Annotated in this window: 16 protein-coding genes; 10 read left to right on the top strand and 6 right to left on the bottom strand. The window is 67.6% G+C overall.

What is annotated here, in order from left to right; all coding sequences use genetic code 11:
- Positions 1-13: 13 nt before the first annotated feature.
- The 3 genes from WI697_RS04885 to WI697_RS04875 all read right to left on the bottom strand — a co-directional run bounded on the left by WI697_RS04885 (position 14) and on the right by WI697_RS04875 (position 4,388).
- Positions 14-370 (bottom strand): hypothetical protein, encoded by a 357-nt coding sequence (locus WI697_RS04885; RefSeq protein WP_345957629.1) that lies wholly within the window; start codon positions 368-370, stop codon positions 14-16.
- A 14-nt stretch (positions 371-384) separates the two neighbouring features.
- Positions 385-2,550, bottom strand: a complete 2,166-nt coding sequence (locus WI697_RS04880; protein ID WP_345957627.1) for a hypothetical protein — start codon at positions 2,548-2,550, stop codon at positions 385-387.
- A gap of 338 nt (positions 2,551-2,888) precedes the next feature.
- Positions 2,889-4,388 (bottom strand): CoA-acylating methylmalonate-semialdehyde dehydrogenase, encoded by a 1,500-nt coding sequence (locus WI697_RS04875; protein ID WP_345957625.1) that lies wholly within the window; start codon positions 4,386-4,388, stop codon positions 2,889-2,891.
- 154 nt (positions 4,389-4,542) lie between these two features.
- Here WI697_RS04875 and WI697_RS04870 point away from each other — a divergent pair, with 154 nt between their 5' ends.
- On the top strand, positions 4,543-5,433 hold the full coding sequence (locus WI697_RS04870) for a LysR family transcriptional regulator (protein WP_345957624.1): 891 nt from the start codon (positions 4,543-4,545) through the stop codon (positions 5,431-5,433).
- 245 nt (positions 5,434-5,678) lie between these two features.
- Here the strand turns inward: WI697_RS04870 and WI697_RS04865 are convergent, their stop codons facing one another.
- The gene (locus tag WI697_RS04865; RefSeq protein ID WP_345957623.1) at positions 5,679-6,368 is read right to left on the bottom strand and encodes a fumarylacetoacetate hydrolase family protein; all 690 of its coding nucleotides are present in this window, start codon (positions 6,366-6,368) and stop codon (positions 5,679-5,681) included.
- 171 nt (positions 6,369-6,539) lie between these two features.
- Between WI697_RS04865 and WI697_RS04860 the strand changes: the two genes are divergently transcribed.
- Entirely contained in the window at positions 6,540-7,361 is an 822-nt protein-coding gene (locus WI697_RS04860; protein WP_345957622.1) for an IclR family transcriptional regulator, read from the top strand.
- Here the strand turns inward: WI697_RS04860 and WI697_RS04855 are convergent.
- Positions 7,321-8,568, bottom strand: a complete 1,248-nt coding sequence (locus tag WI697_RS04855) for an NAD(P)/FAD-dependent oxidoreductase (RefSeq protein ID WP_345957621.1) — start codon at positions 8,566-8,568, stop codon at positions 7,321-7,323. The two genes, WI697_RS04860 and WI697_RS04855, sit on opposite strands and share 41 nt — an antisense overlap.
- A 176-nt stretch (positions 8,569-8,744) precedes the next feature.
- Here WI697_RS04855 and WI697_RS04850 point away from each other — a divergent pair, with 176 nt between their 5' ends.
- From WI697_RS04850 to WI697_RS04825, 6 genes are all read left to right on the top strand, one after another.
- Positions 8,745-9,989 carry an aromatic ring-hydroxylating dioxygenase subunit alpha gene (locus tag WI697_RS04850; RefSeq protein WP_345957620.1) on the top strand — a complete coding sequence of 415 codons (1,245 nt, stop codon included), beginning with the start codon at positions 8,745-8,747 and terminating at the stop codon, positions 9,987-9,989.
- 5 nt (positions 9,990-9,994) lie between these two features.
- Positions 9,995-10,480 carry an aromatic-ring-hydroxylating dioxygenase subunit beta gene (locus WI697_RS04845; protein WP_345957656.1) on the top strand — a complete coding sequence of 162 codons (486 nt, stop codon included), beginning with the start codon at positions 9,995-9,997 and terminating at the stop codon, positions 10,478-10,480.
- A 16-nt stretch (positions 10,481-10,496) separates the two neighbouring features.
- Positions 10,497-10,811 (top strand): non-heme iron oxygenase ferredoxin subunit, encoded by a 315-nt coding sequence (locus WI697_RS04840; RefSeq protein WP_345957619.1) that lies wholly within the window; start codon positions 10,497-10,499, stop codon positions 10,809-10,811.
- Positions 10,812-10,815: 4 nt separating this feature from the next.
- Positions 10,816-11,874 (top strand): gentisate 1,2-dioxygenase, encoded by a 1,059-nt coding sequence (gtdA, locus tag WI697_RS04835; RefSeq protein ID WP_345957618.1) that lies wholly within the window; start codon positions 10,816-10,818, stop codon positions 11,872-11,874.
- 95 nt (positions 11,875-11,969) lie between these two features.
- Positions 11,970-13,322, top strand: coding sequence for an MFS transporter (locus WI697_RS04830; RefSeq protein ID WP_345957617.1), 1,353 nt, complete (start codon positions 11,970-11,972; stop codon positions 13,320-13,322).
- A 97-nt stretch (positions 13,323-13,419) separates the two neighbouring features.
- Positions 13,420-14,541, top strand: a complete 1,122-nt coding sequence (locus WI697_RS04825) for a glycosyltransferase family 17 protein (RefSeq protein WP_345957616.1) — start codon at positions 13,420-13,422, stop codon at positions 14,539-14,541.
- A gap of 48 nt (positions 14,542-14,589) precedes the next feature.
- On the opposite strand, the gene WI697_RS04820 is transcribed toward WI697_RS04825, so the two are convergent.
- The gene (locus WI697_RS04820) at positions 14,590-14,763 is read right to left on the bottom strand and encodes a hypothetical protein (RefSeq protein WP_345957615.1); all 174 of its coding nucleotides are present in this window, start codon (positions 14,761-14,763) and stop codon (positions 14,590-14,592) included.
- A gap of 275 nt (positions 14,764-15,038) precedes the next feature.
- Here WI697_RS04820 and WI697_RS04815 point away from each other — a divergent pair, with 275 nt between their 5' ends.
- Positions 15,039-15,902, top strand: coding sequence for an Hpr(Ser) kinase/phosphatase (locus tag WI697_RS04815; RefSeq protein WP_345957614.1), 864 nt, complete (start codon positions 15,039-15,041; stop codon positions 15,900-15,902).
- Positions 15,899-16,768, top strand: coding sequence for a sulfotransferase domain-containing protein (locus WI697_RS04810; protein ID WP_345957613.1), 870 nt, complete (start codon positions 15,899-15,901; stop codon positions 16,766-16,768). Before WI697_RS04815 ends, WI697_RS04810 begins: the two co-directional genes overlap by 4 nt.
- Positions 16,769-16,812 lie beyond the last annotated feature (44 nt).

Below are 16,812 nucleotides of genomic sequence, written 5' to 3'. Positions count from 1 at the left end.
CCCTTTCCGAGGTTCAGCAGCCGTTGCCGAGGTTGGAACCCGTTCGTGATGCGCCGTTCTGCGCGAGCGTTGCGCCGCAGACGGTCGAGATGACGCCCGTCTGCACCCGTTCGACCCGAACAGAGCGGCGCGGGTAATTGGCCCCGTCGATACAGACCTCTTTCAGGGACACTTCCTTGCCGAGCCGGCCGACAAGGGCCGGGTCGATGTTGCCCGATACGCTCACCACCCGGATGTCGGCACCATTGCCCGGGCAGGCCTGGGCGGCAGCGGGGGTGGGGGTGATCAGCAAGGCGGCCGCAGCCAGTGCCGCGGTGATGGTCAGGCCGATGACGACATGACGGGCGGGCTCATATGCGATGAGCGACATGGGCATTCTCCCGGTCAGCGTGATGAAGAGGGGCTTATGGATCCATCGCCGGCGGCGATCCAGGCGGTGGCGGCGAAGGCGGCGACGGCGATCCAGTCCAGCGGCTGGATCGGCAGCAGGGTGAGCAGAATCAGGGCGACGAGCAGGCTGGGGATGCTGGTGGCGAAGCCGGCGACCACGACATCGACCAGTACCGCGGGCAGGGTGGGGGCGATCCAGCCGGGCAGGTTACGATGCACCAGGGCCTCGATCTGCCAGGGGCGGACGATGTTGTGCAGACCAAGGGCGATCAGACCGGCCAACAGGGTCTGAAGCATCAGGCGGGCAGCTTCATAGCCTGTGCCGGCGCTGAAACCGATGCCGTCGAGGGCGGCCGGACGGTAGTCGCGCCCCATGGCGAGCAGGTTGTCGAGGGCCATGGCATGGGCCCAGGTGCCGGGGGCATAGACCCCGCGCATCGGATGGAGATCCTCGGCTCCACTGACCGTTGCCCCCAGGATCACCACCCGGTTCGACAGGGCCGAGGCGACATAGGCCCGGGTCCGGTCATGGGTGGAAGAAAGCCAGGGCACGCGGACGGTCCGGTGATAGGCGCAGAGATCCTGATGGGGCTTTCCCCCCCGATACAGGGTGAAGGCGAGAAGTCGGCTCGACTCCGACAGGCGGGACAGGATGTCCCGCGACAGCCGGAAGGGGGCACAGACATCCTCGACCGGATGCTGATCCACCTCGGCCCAGGCATAGGGTGCTGCCGCCTGACCGCTCTGGCGGAAGGCCAGCCGGTCTGCCGGCGTCGCATCACGGGGCGGGCCGCCATCATCGGTGCCGGCCCCCCAGAGCACGGTCATCGTCGGTCCGATCCGCTGGTCGGCCATGGCATCCGACAGGCCGTGACAGTCGGCCGATGCCTGGCGCAGGCGGGCCAGGGCGACGTTTGCAACCGGTGGATGTGGCGCCATGTCTCCGCCTGCCGGGCGGGGGACCAGCCCGTCGAGACATGTCAGGGCCTCGAAGCTGCCGGCAAAGCGGCCGTCACGGCGGGCTGCGGCATAGGCCGGCAGCAGGGCCATGGTGGTGCGGGCAATCGCCGCCGATGCCGGTGGATCGGGGACCCAGCCGGCATTCGCCGCATGGTCATAGGCAATATCGCGGCAATGAGCCGTCAGCCTGTCGATGACGGTGGGATCTGCCGTCGGGGGCGGGCCGCGGCGATGGCTGCTGCCCTCGGCGAGGCCGGCGACCCGCAGTTCTGCATCAATACGATCGGCACAGGCGCCGGCCACGTCGGCGATGGCGGCCGCTCGTGCGGCCTCGCGTATCTCAGACACGCTCACCACCGGTTCGTCGAGCGAGCAGCCCGGCAGACCCGCCTCGACGGCGCAGCTCCAGATCGTCAGCAGCAGGGCGGGCGAGGGAAGGCCGTCCGGCGCCAGCGCATAGCGCAGCGGCGGTGTGAGGAACATCCCCGGCGCAGCGGGCACCGCCAGCTGATTGACGATGCCGAAAGTATTGCGCCGTTCGGGGTTGCGTGCCTCTTGCGGACGGGTGGCCTGGCGAAGTGCGACAGGCTGGTCGGCAACCAGCATACCGACCCGCCGCACAAGCAGCGGCGGCACAAGTGCGCCCATCGCATCGGCGACATCGGTATCGATCTGTCCGTCACTGCGGTTGAGCGCCAGTTCTTCGGCCAGATAGTCCATGTCGGCGCCGAGCGTCTGCAGATCCACGGCCTGGACCGGCATGGAGGGTCGCCGGCCGCCACTCAGGGTGTGGCGGTTGGTGGCGTAGAGGAAGTCCATGAACACCGCGACCGGTGGGGTGTCCGGCGCGCCGGAGGGGTGGATGATCTCGTTGATCATCCGGGCCTGGTGGTCATAGGGGATCGGGAACCTGTCGCCGATAAAGGGAAGTCCGTCGTCATCGATCATGACGATGCCGATGCGCTCTGCCGCCAGTCGGGCAGCGGGGAAACGCATGTCGTACCAGGGGGCCCATATTCCGACCGCGATTGCCGTGGACGTGCTCCAGGTTTCCTCGGCGAAGTTGAAATTGAAGATCCGGCCGCTTTCGAAAGCCAGCGTGGCCAGGATCACGATCAGGAACACGCGCTTTGCCGGCCGGTCACTCGTCAGGAGCGACTGCCAGCGGCGCGCGCGTGTTGCGAGTGATCTTGCCCTCATATCGCGATCCGGATGATGTCCGCTCCCACCAATGATGGTAAGGCGTGAGTCATACGAAACGCAAACGATATGAGTCACGTTTCCAGGGCTTACATACCCGGTACGGCGCGTTCCTCATAAATTCATGTTAATCAATAAGTTATGCGAAAAATCGGCGATCTGGTCATAAAACACGTGGTAACTCCAGCCTCTATATGGGGGCCGGATGCAGGGGATCCCGGCGCGAAACGAAGAACGGCCCCCGGTCGGGAGCCGGGGGCCGTTCTGGTCCGGGCGGACCGCGAGGGTGGGAGGTGCGGGGGGTGCGGTCGCTGCCCGGGGTCGGATATGCCGTGCCGTCACTTCATGGTCGGCATGGCGAATTCGGCGCCGGCGCGGATGCCGGTCGGCCAGCGGGTGGTGATGGTCTTGAGGCGGGTGTAGAAGCGCACGCCTTCGGGGCCGTGCATGTGGTGGTCGCCGAACAGCGAGGCCTTCCAGCCGCCGAAGGAATGGAACGCCATCGGCACCGGGATCGGCACGTTCACGCCGACCATGCCGACCTTGATCCGGTGGGCGAATTCGCGCGCCGCATCGCCGTCGCGGGTGAAGATCGCGGTGCCGTTGCCGTATTCATGGGCGTTGATCCAGCCCGCCGCCTGCTCGTAGCTTTCGGCACGGACCACCGACAGGACGGGTCCGAAGATTTCGTGCCTGTAGATGGTCATGTCGGTGGTGACGCGGTCGAACAGGGTGGCGCCGGTGAAATAGCCGTCCTCATAGCCCTGCAGGCGCAGATTGCGGCCGTCGACCACCAGCTCGGCGCCTTCGGCGACGCCCTGATCGATGTAGTTTTCCACCTTGTCGCGATGGGCGCGGGTGACCAGCGGGCCCATCTCGGCCTCGGGATCGGTGCCGGGGCCGACCTTCAGCGCCTGGATGCGCGGCACCAGCTTTTCGACCAGCGCATCGGCCGTGGCCTCACCCACCGGCACGGCCACCGAGATCGCCATGCAGCGCTCGCCGGCCGAGCCATAGGCGGCGCCCATCAGCGCATCGACCGCCTGGTCCATATCGGCATCGGGCATGACGATCATGTGGTTCTTGGCGCCGCCCAGCGCCTGGCAGCGCTTACCGGCCGCGGTGGCGGTCTGGTAGATGTAGCGGGCGATGGGGGTGGAGCCCACGAAGCTCACCGCCTCGATATCCGGATCGGTCAGGATGGCGTCGACCGCTTCCTTGTCGCCCTGGACGACGTTGAACACGCCGGCCGGCAGCCCCGCCTCGGTCAGCCATTCGGCCAGCAGCAGGGCGGCCGAGGGGTCGCGCTCCGACGGCTTCAGGATGAAGGTGTTGCCGCAGGCCAGCGCCACCGGGAACATCCACATCGGCACCATGGCCGGAAAGTTGAACGGCGTGATGCCGGCCACGACGCCCAGCGGCTGGCGCAGCGCATGGCTGTCGACCTTCGTGCCGACATTCTCGGTCATCTCGCTCTTCAGCAGCTGCGGGGCGGCGGTGGCAAACTCGACCACCTCCATGCCGCGCTGGATCTCGCCCTTGGCATCCGAGAGCACCTTGCCGTGCTCGGCGGTGATCACCGCCGCCAGCTCGTCGATGCGCTCTTCCAGGATGTGCAGGAAGCGGTTCAGGATCCGCGCCCGGCGCAGCGGCGTGGTCTCGGCCCAGTCGGGGGCGGCCGCCTTCGCGGCCTCGACCGCGGCGCGCACCTCGGCGGCAGAGGCCAGCGCCACTTCGCCGCTCTGCTCGCCGGTCGCGGGGTTGAACGACGCCACCGTCCGCGCAGCCGCACCCGGCACCTGCCGGCCGCCGATGTAATGCCCGATCTTCCTGACCATCTCCGCTCACCTTCAGAAGGACGACACCGGCCGGGGGCGGCGGTGTTCTGGGATGGGGGTATGATTGCGGACGAAGCGGCGCACAGAAACCGGAGATATCGAGAAGCCGTTGTGCGATATTTGTAGCCTGATCCTGACGGAGTTTTCGCATCCGATGAACTGGGACCATCTCCGCGTCTTCCTCGCCATCGCCCGCCGCGGCCAGATTCTGGCCGCGGCGCGGGGGCTGGGGCTGAACCATGCGACCGTCGCCCGCAGGCTGGATGCGCTGGAAGCCTCGCTCGGTCAGCCATTGTTCGAACGCCGGCCCTCGGGCGCCACCCTCACCGAGGCGGGGGAGCGGCTGCTGGCGGCGGCGGAGCGGGTGGAGACCGAAATTTTCGGCATCGCCGAAGAGACCCGCGCCCAGGGTGCCGCCCCCTCGGGCGTGGTGCGGGTGGGGGCGCCCGACGGGCTCGGCACCTGGTTTCTGGCGGCCGAACTCGGCCGGCTGGGGGCCATGCATCCCGATCTGGTGGTGGAGCTGGTGCCGCTGCCGCGCACTTTTTCGCTGTCGCGGCGCGAGGCGGATCTGGCGGTCTGCCTGGACCCGCCGGCCGAGGGGCGGCTGCTGGTGACGGCGCTCGGCGACTATACGCTGGGCGTTTATGCCGCCCGGTCCTATCTGGAGCGCGCGGGCGTGCCCATGACGCCCGAAGATCTGGCCGGCCATGTGGTGGTGACGGGGGTGGAGGATTACGCCTATGCCTCGTCGCTGGATTACGGCCAGGCATTGACGCGGTATGGACAGCGCGAGTTCCGCTGCGCCGGCGTGGTCGGGCAGATGGCGGCGATCTGCGCCGGGGTGGGCATCGGCATCCTGCATGATTTTGCGGTGCGCGACGCCCCCGACCTGGTGCCGATCCTGCCCGGGCTGATCTTCCGCCGCCGCTATCACCTGCTGACCCATCCGGACACGCATCATCTGGCGCGGATCGCGGTCTGCCGCGATTTCCTGGTCCGGCGGTTCCGCGAAACCCGCGACCGCTTCGTGCGCGGCGGCTGACCCGCGGTTTTGCCAAGATTGCGCAATCTGGATAAATCTGGCTGAAAATCACCGGCCACCGTCAAGCCTCGCAGATGCGGCAGCTTGCGGCAACATTATCGGTCTTTGACAGGGAAAGACTCGCAGCTTTGCTACAGCGAGGGGGATGACACGTCATCTACGGCCGGTAAGCCAGCCAGGGCAGGGGGGTGGCAAGCCCTGTGCCACCCCCTCCTCGTGCGACCGCTCGCCCTCAACCCGGGCGATCAGGCGATGGTCAGCGAAATGCCGCCCAGGCCCGTGATCGAGCCCTCGATCTTCTGGCCGGCCACCACCGGGCCGACGCCTTCCGGCGTGCCGGTATAGATCAGATCGCCGGGTTCCAGATGGTAGAAGCGCGACAGATGGGCGATCAGCTCGGCCACCGACCAGACCAGCAGCGACAGATCGGTCGACTGGCGGGTCTCGCCATCAACCCGCAATTCCAGCAGCCCCGTGGCGGGATGGCCGCTTTCGGCCACCGGCACGATCGGTGACAGCACGGCCGACTGCTCGAAATCCTTGCCCAGATCCCAGGGCCGCTGCTTCGCGCGTGCCGCCAGCTGCAGGTCGCGCCGGGTCATGTCCAGGCCGCAGGCATAGCCGAAGACGTGGGAGAGGGCGTCCGCGGCCGCAATCTCGAAACCGGCTTTGCCGATGGCGACCACCAGCTCCATCTCGTAATGATAATTCTCTGTGCCGGGCGGGTAGGGGATGGTGGATCCCGACGGCACATAGGCCAGGGCCGATTTGGTGAAATAGAACGGCGCCTCGCGATCGACCACCACACCCATCTCGCGGGCATGGGCTTCATAATTGCGGCCGACGCAGAAGATCCGGCGGATGGGATAGCGCGCTTCGGTGCCTTTGACTTCGGCGAGCGGGGTGGGGGCGGGGTCGAACAGACAGGTGGTCATCGGGGTTTCCTTGGGGTGGCGTGATGCCTGGATGACGGTATCGAGTGTGGGCGAGGGGGGCTGACGCGGCGCCTGACATGATGGTCTGTCGGGCCCCGTTGCCGGGCAGGGGCGCCGGGGCTATGGTGCGCTGCATCAGGCGGCAGCCGTCAGCAGGAGAACGGGCGGGCGATGGAGGCGAAGCAGGAGGGGGCTGTGAAGGCGGCAGGCCGGCGTGGCGCCGGCAGCGAGACGAAGCGCAAGGGCATCCAGTCGGTCGAAATCGGTATCGGCGTGCTCGATGCCCTGGTCCGTCTGGGCCGGCCCAGCTCTCTGACCGATATCGCCCGGGCCAGCGGCCAGTCGGTCAGCCAGGCGCATCGCTATCTGGCGAGCTTCGTGAACACCGGCTTCCTGCGCCAGGACCCGGCGACGGCGCTGTATGATCTGCATACCGGCGCGCTTAGGTTGGGCCTTGCCGCCATGGGCCGGCTCGACACGTTCGAAGAGGCGAGCCGGGCGGCGCAGGAGCTGGTCGCCGCCAGCGGCCGCACCGTGCTGATTGCGGTCTGGGCCGAAACCGGCCCCACGATCATCCGCTGGTATCCCGGCAATCCACCGGTCTACACCATGCTGACCATCGGCTCGCATCTGTCGCTGACCTGGTCGGCCACCGGCCGGATCTTCCTCGCCTTCCTGAACGAGGGCTTCGTGTCCGACCTGCTGCAGCGCGAACTGGCGCAGGACCGTTCCGAAGGCCCGGTCGATATCGATGCGATGCGCGCCCAGACCCGGCGCGAAATGTCGGCCGCGGTGGACGGCACCACCGCACCGGGGCTGCGTGCCTTCGCGGCGCCGGTGTTCAATCTTCAGGGCCAGCTGGTGCTGGCCCTGTCGATCATCGCCTCGCCGGGTTTCGGCCGCGACGGCGATGCCGCCGCCCGCGAGATGCTGATTGCGACCGCGCGCGAGGTTACGCATAGGCTGGGCGGGCGCTGGCCGCAGCCGGGCTGAGCAGGCCGCGCGCCGCCTTCGCATCGAAGCTGTCGGACGCGGTCATCCCGGGCGGCAGGTGAATGCCGGCGGTGATCAGCCGCCGGCAGGCGGCCATGTCGCGGCCGGCATTGATGCCCGCCGCCCCGATCAGCCGGTCGCCGTCCAGCACCAGGAACAGCCGGCCGGCGCCGGCCCGCTGTTCGACGATCTGTGCCGTGTCGGCCTCGGGCCCGGTGACGCCGGCGAGCTGGACGTTCAGATCGTATTGATCGGTCCAGAACCAGGGCGTTTCGGGGGCGGGCAGGGGGCTGCCCAGGATCGCCGCCACCGCGCGTTCGGCGGTGATGTTGGCATTCTGCCAGGTTTCGCAGCGCAGGGACCGGCCATCCGGCCCCGGCTGTGCCGCCACATCGCCGATCGCGAACACCGCGGGATCGGCCGTGCGCATGTCGTGATCGACCACGATGCCGTCATCGACCACCAGCCCGGCCGCCTGGGCGAGACCGGTTTCGGGGACGACGCCGATGCCGGCGACGGCGAAATCGGCGGTGATCACCTGCCCGTCGGACAGCACGGCGCGGATGCCCGCGGCCGTGTCGGCCAGATCCCGGATCCGGCGGCCGGTCAGCAGGGTGACGCCTTCGGCCGCATGGCGCCGGGCCAGGGCCGCCGCCACCGGTGCCGGAAAGTTGCGGCCGAGCAGGCGCGAGCCGATCTCGACCACCGTCACCTCCAGCCCCTTCTGCACCAGCGTGGCCGCAACCTCCAGCCCGATCACCCCGCCGCCGATCACGAGAACGGATCGGGCGCCGACGGCGCGGGCCGCGAGCGATTCCACGTCACCCAGCGTGCGCAGATCGGCCAGGCGCGAGACCCGGAAGGGCAGGCGGCGCGGCCGGCTGCCGGTTGCGAAGATCAGCCGGTCATAGTCGAGCAGGCTGCCGTCATCCAGCCGCACCTGCCGCGCGGCACGATCGACCGCAATCGCCGCCCGGCCGGTCATCAGCCGGATATCCTGCGCCGCCCAGGCCTCTGCCGGCACCAGCCAGGTGGGGCGGGTCTCAGGGTCGATCAGCATGTCTTTCGACAGGGGCGGGCGCTCGTAAGGCGGGACCGGTTCGTCGCCGATCAGCGTTACCGGCCCGGCATAGCCCTTCTCCCTGAGCGTCAGTGCCGCCCGGCCGCCGGCCTGGCCGGCGCCGATGATGACCACGCCTGCGCTCATTCCATTCAACTCCCTGAAGGACGGTGCCGGTTCATGACGATCCGGCATGGCCGGCATTCCATTTTCGACGAACCGTCTTGACGTCGCGTTGTTGCATATCATACTAAGCTTCACACGATATGCAATACAACAGGCGGCAACCCGGGACGAGGGGGCGCCGCCCAAGGGAGGCGGGAATGGCGGAGACCAGCGCTTGCGCCCGGAACGGCCGCGTGTGGGACACCGGCGATGCCGGCAAGGTGCCGTACTGGGTCTATACCGATCAGGACGTCTATCAGCGGGAGCTTCAGCGCATCTGGTACGGGCCGCACTGGCTCTATTGCGCGCTGGAATGCGAGATCCCCGATGTCGGCGATTTCAAGACCACCACGCTGGGCGAACGCCCGGTGATCGTGGTGCGCTCTGCCGAAGACGAGATCAGCGTGGTGGAGAACCGTTGTGCGCATCGCGGCGTAAAGTTCTGCCAGGCGCGCCAGGGCCATACCAAGGATCTGCTCTGCCCCTATCACCAATGGGCCTATGACCTGAGGGGCAATCTGATCGGCGTGCCCTTCCGCCGCGGCGTGAAGCGCCAGGGCGGCATGCCGCGGGATTTCGACCCCGGCAATCACGGCCTGAACCGGCTGCGCGTCGAGGTGGTGAACGGCGTGGTCTGGGCGACCTTTTCCGACGACACCCCGCCCTTCCGGGAGTATCTGGGCGAGAAGTTCTGGGCCCATTACACCCGGGTCTATGATGGCCGGAAGCTGGAGGTGCTGGGCTATAACCGCCAGCACATTCCGGCGAACTGGAAGCTGATGATGGAGAACATCAAGGACCCGTATCATGCGGGGCTGCTGCATGTGTTCTTCGTCACCTTCGGCCTGTTCCGCGCCGACCAGAAATCCGCGGTCGATATCGACGAGACCGGCCGCCACGGCATCCTGATCAGCCGCAAGGGCGAGCAGGAGGTGAACGACGTCACCGCGGATCTGCGCAATTTCCAGGGCGATCTGAAACTGGCCGATCCGCGCATCCTGGACGTGGTGAAGGAATTCCCGGGCGAGGAGACGGTCGGCATGATCACCGTCTTCCCCAGCGTCATTCTGCAGCAGCAGGTGAATTCGCTGACCTCGCGCCAGATCGTGCCCAAGGGGCCGGCGGGGTTCGATTTCCACTGGACCCATTGGTGCTATGCCGACGACACGCCCGAGATGAAGCTGCGCCGCACGCGCCAGGCCAATCTCTTCGGCCCGGCCGGCTTCGTCTCGGCCGATGACGGCGAGATCATCGAGATGAGCCAGCAGGGCTTTTCCCCCTCCGACATGGAAGAGGCGCTGGTGATGATGGGCGGCCGCGAGATCGCCCCCACCGATTACATGGTTACCGAAACCGCGATCCGGTCGATGTATCGCTATTGGCGGGAGGTGATGGGGCTGTGACCGCGATGATCGGAACCGCTGAGACCGATACCGCCCTGCGCGGCCGGGTCCGCGACCTCTACGACGCCTATTACGACACGCTGGACGATGTGCGGCTGTCGGATTGGCCGGGCTTCTTCCTGCCCGACTGCCTGTATCGGGTGATCCCGCGGGAGAATTTCGAGCGGGGCTATACGCTGTCGACCATGCAGGCGGAAAGCCGCGGCATGCTGCAGGACCGGGTGACGGGGTTGACCACCACCCAGATGTATGCGCCGCGCTATTACCGCCGCTTTCCCGGGCCGCTCAGGATCAGCACCGGGCCCGAGGGCATCCGCACCCGCCACAATCTGCTGATCGTGCAGACGCTGATCGACAGGCAGTCGGAAATCGTGCTCTCGGCGGTCTGCCACGACCGGATCGTCGACGAGGACGGCCGGCTGTACTTCGCCGAGCGGATCGTGGTGATCGACAGCGAGATGATCCCGAACAGCCTGATTTATCCGGCGTAAGCAAGGACGAGCCAGAATGAGCTGGATCAAGACCATCGAGACCGCGCGTCTTGCCGATGAGGGCGTGGCCTGCGCCGAAGCGGCCGGGCGCCGCATCGCCTTTTACGAGGTCGATGGCGATTTCTTTGCCACCGACGATCTCTGCACCCACGGCCGCGCCTTTCTGTCCGACGGCTATCTGGACGGCCACATGATCGAATGTCCGCTGCATCAGGGATTGTTCGATGTGCGCACGGGCGCGCCATGTGGCGCCCCCTGTACCGAGCCGGTGCGCACCTATCCGGTGCGCGTCGAAGACGGCGTGCTGCATGTGATGGTCGACGAGGGCTGATCCGATGACCGCTCCCCTGCCCAACGACGCCCGCGCACAGCTGGACCGGCTGTACGAGGAGATGCGGCCCAAGAGCCTGTATCCCTTGTGGGAAGTGCTGTCGGCGCTGGTGACGCCCACGCCGCGGTCGCCGGCGCAGGCCTGGAAATGGGACTACGCCTCGGCCCGCGATCATCTCTTGCGGGCGGGGGATCTGATCAGCGCCGAACAGGCCGAACGCCGGGTGCTGATTCTGGAAAACCCCGGCCTGCCCGGCACGTCCGGCATCACCCCCAGCCTTTATGCCGGGTTGCAGCTGATCCTGCCGGGCGAGGTGGCGCCCTGCCATCGCCACAGCCAGTCGGCGCTGCGCTTCGTGATGGAAGGCGATGGCGCCTATACCGCGGTCGATGGCGAAAAGGCCGTGATGCGGCCCTTCGATCTGGTGCTGACGCCGAACTGGCAGTGGCATGATCACGGCAATCATTCCGGCCAGCCGATGATCTGGCTCGACGGGCTCGACATCCCGACCGTGCGCCATTTCGACGCCAGTTTCGCCGAACGGCTGGAGGCTGCGGAACACCCCGAGACCGTGGCCCCGGGCGACAGCACGCGCCGCTATGGCCGCAATCTTCGGCCGCTGCGCGGCAGCACCGCCGATCGCCGGCCTGCGGCACAGCCGCTGTTCCACTACCCCCATGCCGACTGGTCGGCGGCGCTTGCCGATCTGGCGGCGGCCGAGGCACCCGATCCGGTGCTGGGCCATGCGCTCGAATTCCTGAATCCGGCCACCGGGGGGGCGGTGATGCCGACCATAGCCGCCCATGTCCGGCTGCTGCCGGCGGGGTTCGAAACCCGGCCGCGGCGGTCTTCCGACGGCACGGTCTATGTGGTGGTCGAAGGCCGGGGCGAGGCCCGGGTCGGCGACGAGGTCTTCACGCTGGCGGAACGCGACCTTCTGGTCGTGCCGTCCTGGCGCGAGGTGACGATCAGGGCCGACAGCCGGCTGGTGCTGTTCGGCTATTCCGACCGGGCCGCGCAGGAAAAGCTCGGCCTCTACCGCGAGGCGGTCGCAAGCGCCTGACATCACGGGCGAAGATCCGGGCGCGGCACCGGCCAGGGTGCCGCGGAACCGGGCAATCTCATAAAGACATGGGTAGACATGGGAGGAGGGCGGTTATGGCCCGGCCAGAGACCATAGACGTGACCGCGGCGATCGAACGCGCCCGGTTCGGCAGGTTCCAGTTCGCAATTACGGCACTTTGTGCGCTGATCGCACTACTCGACGGTTTCGACACCCAGGCGATCGCCTATGTCGCGCCGGTCATCGCCGAAGACTGGCAGATGAGCATGGCCAGTTTCGGGCCGATCTTCGGCGCCGGCCTTGCCGGCCTGACCGTCGGTGCCTTCGTGCTCAGCCCCGCTGCCGACCGTTTCGGGCGCAAGAGCGTGATCCTGGTCTCGATGGCGATTTTCGGCGTGTTTTCGCTGATCACCGCCTGGGCCGGCACGATGAACGAGCTGCTGCTCTATCGCTTCCTGACCGGTCTGGGCCTGGGCGGGGCGATGCCCAACATCATCGCGCTGACCTCGGAATATGCCCCGGCGCGGCTGCGCGCCACGCTGGTGACGGTGATGTTCTGCGGCTTTCCGCTGGGCTCCACCATCGGCGGCGTGCTCTCGGCGCCGATGATCGCCGCCTTCGGCTGGCATTCGGTGTTCATCCTGGGCGGCATCGCGCCGCTGGTGGTACTAGTGCTGCTGATCGTGATGCTGCCGGAATCGGTGCGCTATCTGGTTGCGCGCGGGGCACCGGCCGAGAAGATCGACCGGATCATGCGCCGGCTCGACCCCGCGATCGCGGCCGGCGGCCCCCGGAGCTATGTGCTGAACGAGCCGAAAGCCAAGGGCTTTCCGGTCCGCAAGCTGTTCGAAGACGGTCGCGCCCGGGTGACCCTGCTGCTCTGGGTCGCCTTCTTCATGAACCTGCTGGTGATGTATTTCCTGGTGAACTGGCTGCCTTCGCTGCTGCGCGGCGCCGGGCTGCCGCTCCAGATCGCCATTCTGTCGACCGCGATCCTGAATTTCGGCGGCGTGGTCGGCGCCATCACCCTCGGTCGGATGATCGACCGGCTGAACCCGCATCTGGTGCTGGGCTCGGCCTATGCCGCCTCGGCCGGCTTCATCGCGCTGGTCGCACTCGGTGCCTCGGATCTCTGGATCCTGATGCCGGCCACCTTCCTGGCGGGCTATGGCGTGGTCGGCGCGCAGATCGGCATGAACGCGCTGACGGCCGGCGTCTACCCGACCGCGATCCGCTCCACCGGTGTCGGCTGGGCGCTGGGGGTCGGCCGGATCGGCTCGATCATCGGCCCGGTGGCCGGCGGCCTGCTGATCGGCGCGGGCTGGAGCACCGAATGGGTGGTGATGGCCGCCGTGGTGCCGGCCCTGCTCGCCTCGGCTGCCGTCTTCGCACTGCGCCGGCATGGCCATGCAGGCGCACCGGCGGCGGCACCGACGCTGGCGCATTGATCACCCGCCGGATCATCGGCTAAGAATGGGCCGGCCCGGATGACGGGCCGGCCCTGCCGTGTTCCGAGGGCCCTACGGTATTCCGAGGGATGGCTCGATGCGCCGCATCTATGACTGCTTCCTGTTCGACGGCGAATTCGTCATGCTGGCGCATCGCATCGCGGAACTCGATGGCGTGGTCGACCAGCATATTCTGGTCGAGGGCGCGCAGACCATGCAGGGCGCGCCCAAGCCGCTCGCCTGGGCAGAGGCGCGGGCGTCGCGGCCGGATCTGGCCGCCCGCATCCGCCATATCAGCCTGCCCCGGCTTGGGCCGGCCGACAGTTCGGGCTGGGATCGCGAGGCCTTCCAGCGCAATGCGGCGGTGTTCGCGCTGCAAGACGCCCGCCCCGACGATCTGGTGCTGATCCTGGATGTGGACGAGATCCCCGACCCGGAGGTGCTGCGCCGGCTGAAACGCGACGGGCTGGAACAGCCGATGCGGCTGGGCATGACCCGCCATTACGAGCATCCGCTGCGCCTGGGGCCGCGTTCGCCCTGCTGCGCCGATCCGGCACTGCCTTTTGCCACGGCCCTGCCACGCCTGAAGCCGGGGCACTGGGAGGCGCTGGACCCGATGTGGTTCTGTGCGCCGGGCGTGGTCGTGCGGGTGATGGACATTCTGGGCGATCCGGCCCGCGGCCTGCCGCCGCGATCGATGCAGGCCCTGCGCCGGGGGGTGCATGCCGCACCGGTCATTCCGGGCGCCGGCCGGCATTTCTCGTATATCGATCCGGCGGCACGTCCGGCCCGAAAATTCCGCCGGTTCGCCCATGCCGATCTGGCGACAAACCGCACCACCGATCCGCACCATCTGGAGCGCTGCCGCAGCCATGGCGTGCATCACAAGGGCTGGTGGTATGCCGAGGTGCCGAAAGGGCCGGTGCCGGCGGATATCGGCCGGCTGATGACCCGCCTGGCCGAGGCGGGGGCGCCGGCAGAGCCGGCTGTCGGGACCGGCCGGCTGGCGCGCGGCATTTTGCGCAATCACGCCGCCCGGCGATCGACCAGCCGGTATCCGGATGACCGGATCGCCTGGATCGATCGCCATTTCGGCCGCGTGCTACCGCTTCTGCTGCCGGTTCTGGCGCTGGAGGCGGCAGGCCGACGGGTCCGACGGCTGATCATGCACCGCGAGGCGGCGGGGGCAGCGCCGATCGGGCAGTCACATCACGTCTGAGGGCAGATCACGCCTGAGGGCCGGGTCTGCGCCACGGGTCTGCGGCAGTCACGAAGCGCAGCCGACGCCGTCAGTGATGACAGTCGAGCTGCCTACCAACGTGTCCGAGGCGATCGACAGCGGCCGCAGAACCGGGCGCGACCAGCTGGGCTGCGCTCTGTCTTCATGCCCACGACCATCAACCGAATGGTGATGCGAGATGGAGGAGATATAGCTTTTCATGTCGATTTTCCGATCACTGGATCAAGTCTTCATTCAATAGCACATGTTATCCACGTATTGCAGCACGTGGCTGCCGGTCAAAGCTGAAATTAGCCGGTGTTTCCATCTCTGATTTCGCGATCTGGATATCGTATGAAGTCACAGTAGGATGATATCGATTCATTAATTGGAAACCCGGCAGGGTGCAGGATAGGGAGAATGATCTGCCTGTACCAACGATCGGCTACAGGTATACAACGACGATGTAAACCTCTCATCAAGCCTCAGGACCCGGCATGTCCAGCAGAGATCAGACGCCGATGATCACCATCCCGGAGCTTCCGGATGTGGACATCCGCCGCGTCGCGGCCCTTCCGGAACACCTGGCCGGGGCGCTGCCGGTGAACGGGTTCGTCGAGGCGACGCCCGACCGGTTGCTGGTCCGCATGCCCGGCATCGGCCGGTTTCTGGCCGAGGAGGGGCGGCGGCTTCTGATCGCCGGCGAGGCCGGGGTGTCCGACGCGGATCTGGACTATTTCGCCGTCCGCACCCCGCTTGCCGGGTTGATCCATCAGCGGGGGGAGTTGCCACTGCATGCGGCCTGTCTGATGCCGCCCGAGGGGCAGGCGGCGGTCGCCATCAGCGGTGTGTCGGGCGCCGGCAAGTCGACGCTGGCGGCAATGCTGCTGGGGCGCGGCTGGCGGTTCGTGGCCGACGAGGTGGTGCGGGTGACGCTGGACGCCGAGGGGCGGCCGCTTGCCTGGCCGGGCACGCCGGTCGTGGCACTCTGGCCGGATGCCGCGCGGATGCTGGGCATCACGCCCGCGGCGCTGCCCATGGCGCGGCCGCAGCATGGCAGGGTGTTGCACCAGGCGATACCGATGTCGGGGCCGGTGGCGCTGGGGCATGTGGTGCTGCTCGATCCGTACCGGGCCGGGGATACGGACAGGCTGAGCGGGGTCGATCGGCTGGAAACCCTGGCCGCCGAGGTGTTCCGCCCCCGGCAGGTGCGGGCGATGGGCCGGCAGGCAGCGCATATGGCGATGATGACACGGCTTGCAACACAGTTGCAGGTGTGGCGCCTGGGCGTTGCGCACAGACCGTCGCCAGACGAACTTTGCGACCGCCTGGCCGAACGGGTTGCGGAGACCGGGGGGTGACGGCCGCGCTGGTGCTGATTGCGAGCTATCCCAAATCCGGCAACACCTGGACGAGGCTGGTGCTGGATCATGTGATCCGCCGCGCCCGGGCGCCGATCTCGATCAACGACATCGAAACCGGCCTTTATGTGCAGCGCCGGATGATTTTCGACCGGTTCGCACCGGTCGAAGCATCGGATCTGACCGTCACCGAAATCGACCGCTACTGGCCCGAGGTGTTTCGGAGCCTGGCGATGGCACAGCCGGCGGATGAGCCGCTGGTTCTGAAGACCCATGAGGCGGCCCGGCGCACGGATGCCGGCGCCTGGCTCTATCCGCCCGAGATCGTGCGCGGTGTCATCCATCTGGTGCGGCATCCCTTCGATGTGGCGGCATCCTATGCCCATCATCGGGGCTGGACGATCGACGACACCATTCGCGCGCTGCTGGACCCGGCACACCGCATCGGCGGAGACATGGACCGGCTGCAGCTGCCGATGCCTGAAACCGTCGGCAGCTGGGCCGGCCATACGGCGTCGTGGACCGCGGAGGATCTGCCCTGGCCGGTGATCAGCCTGCGATACGAGGATCTGCGCGCGGATGCGACCGCCGGCTTCACCCGGGCTGCCGCGCTGGCCGGGTTGACGGAAGATACCGGGCTGGTCGCACGGGCGGTCGGGTTCTGCCGCTTCGACCGCCTGCAGGCAGAGGAACGGCGTGCGGGTTTTCGCGAACGCCCCGGCAGGTCACCGGCGTTCTTCCGGGCCGGACGGAGCGGCATCGGCTGGCCGGACGCAGATCCGGCGCTGCTGCGGGAGCTGGCGGACCGGTCGGCGGAGATGATGCGGTGCTTCGGCTATCGGGCCGATGGCGGGTGGGAGGGTTGAGGCCTGGGCACATGTTTTGTGGGGGCGACCCGTCTTCGTGTATA

Source organism: Tistrella mobilis, from assembly GCF_039634785.1.
In the GTDB taxonomy this organism is placed as follows: Bacteria; Pseudomonadota; Alphaproteobacteria; order Tistrellales; family Tistrellaceae; genus Tistrella; species Tistrella mobilis.
The sequence above is the reverse complement of the archived record's forward strand: the minus strand, read 5'-3'. Positions and strand labels throughout refer to the sequence as shown.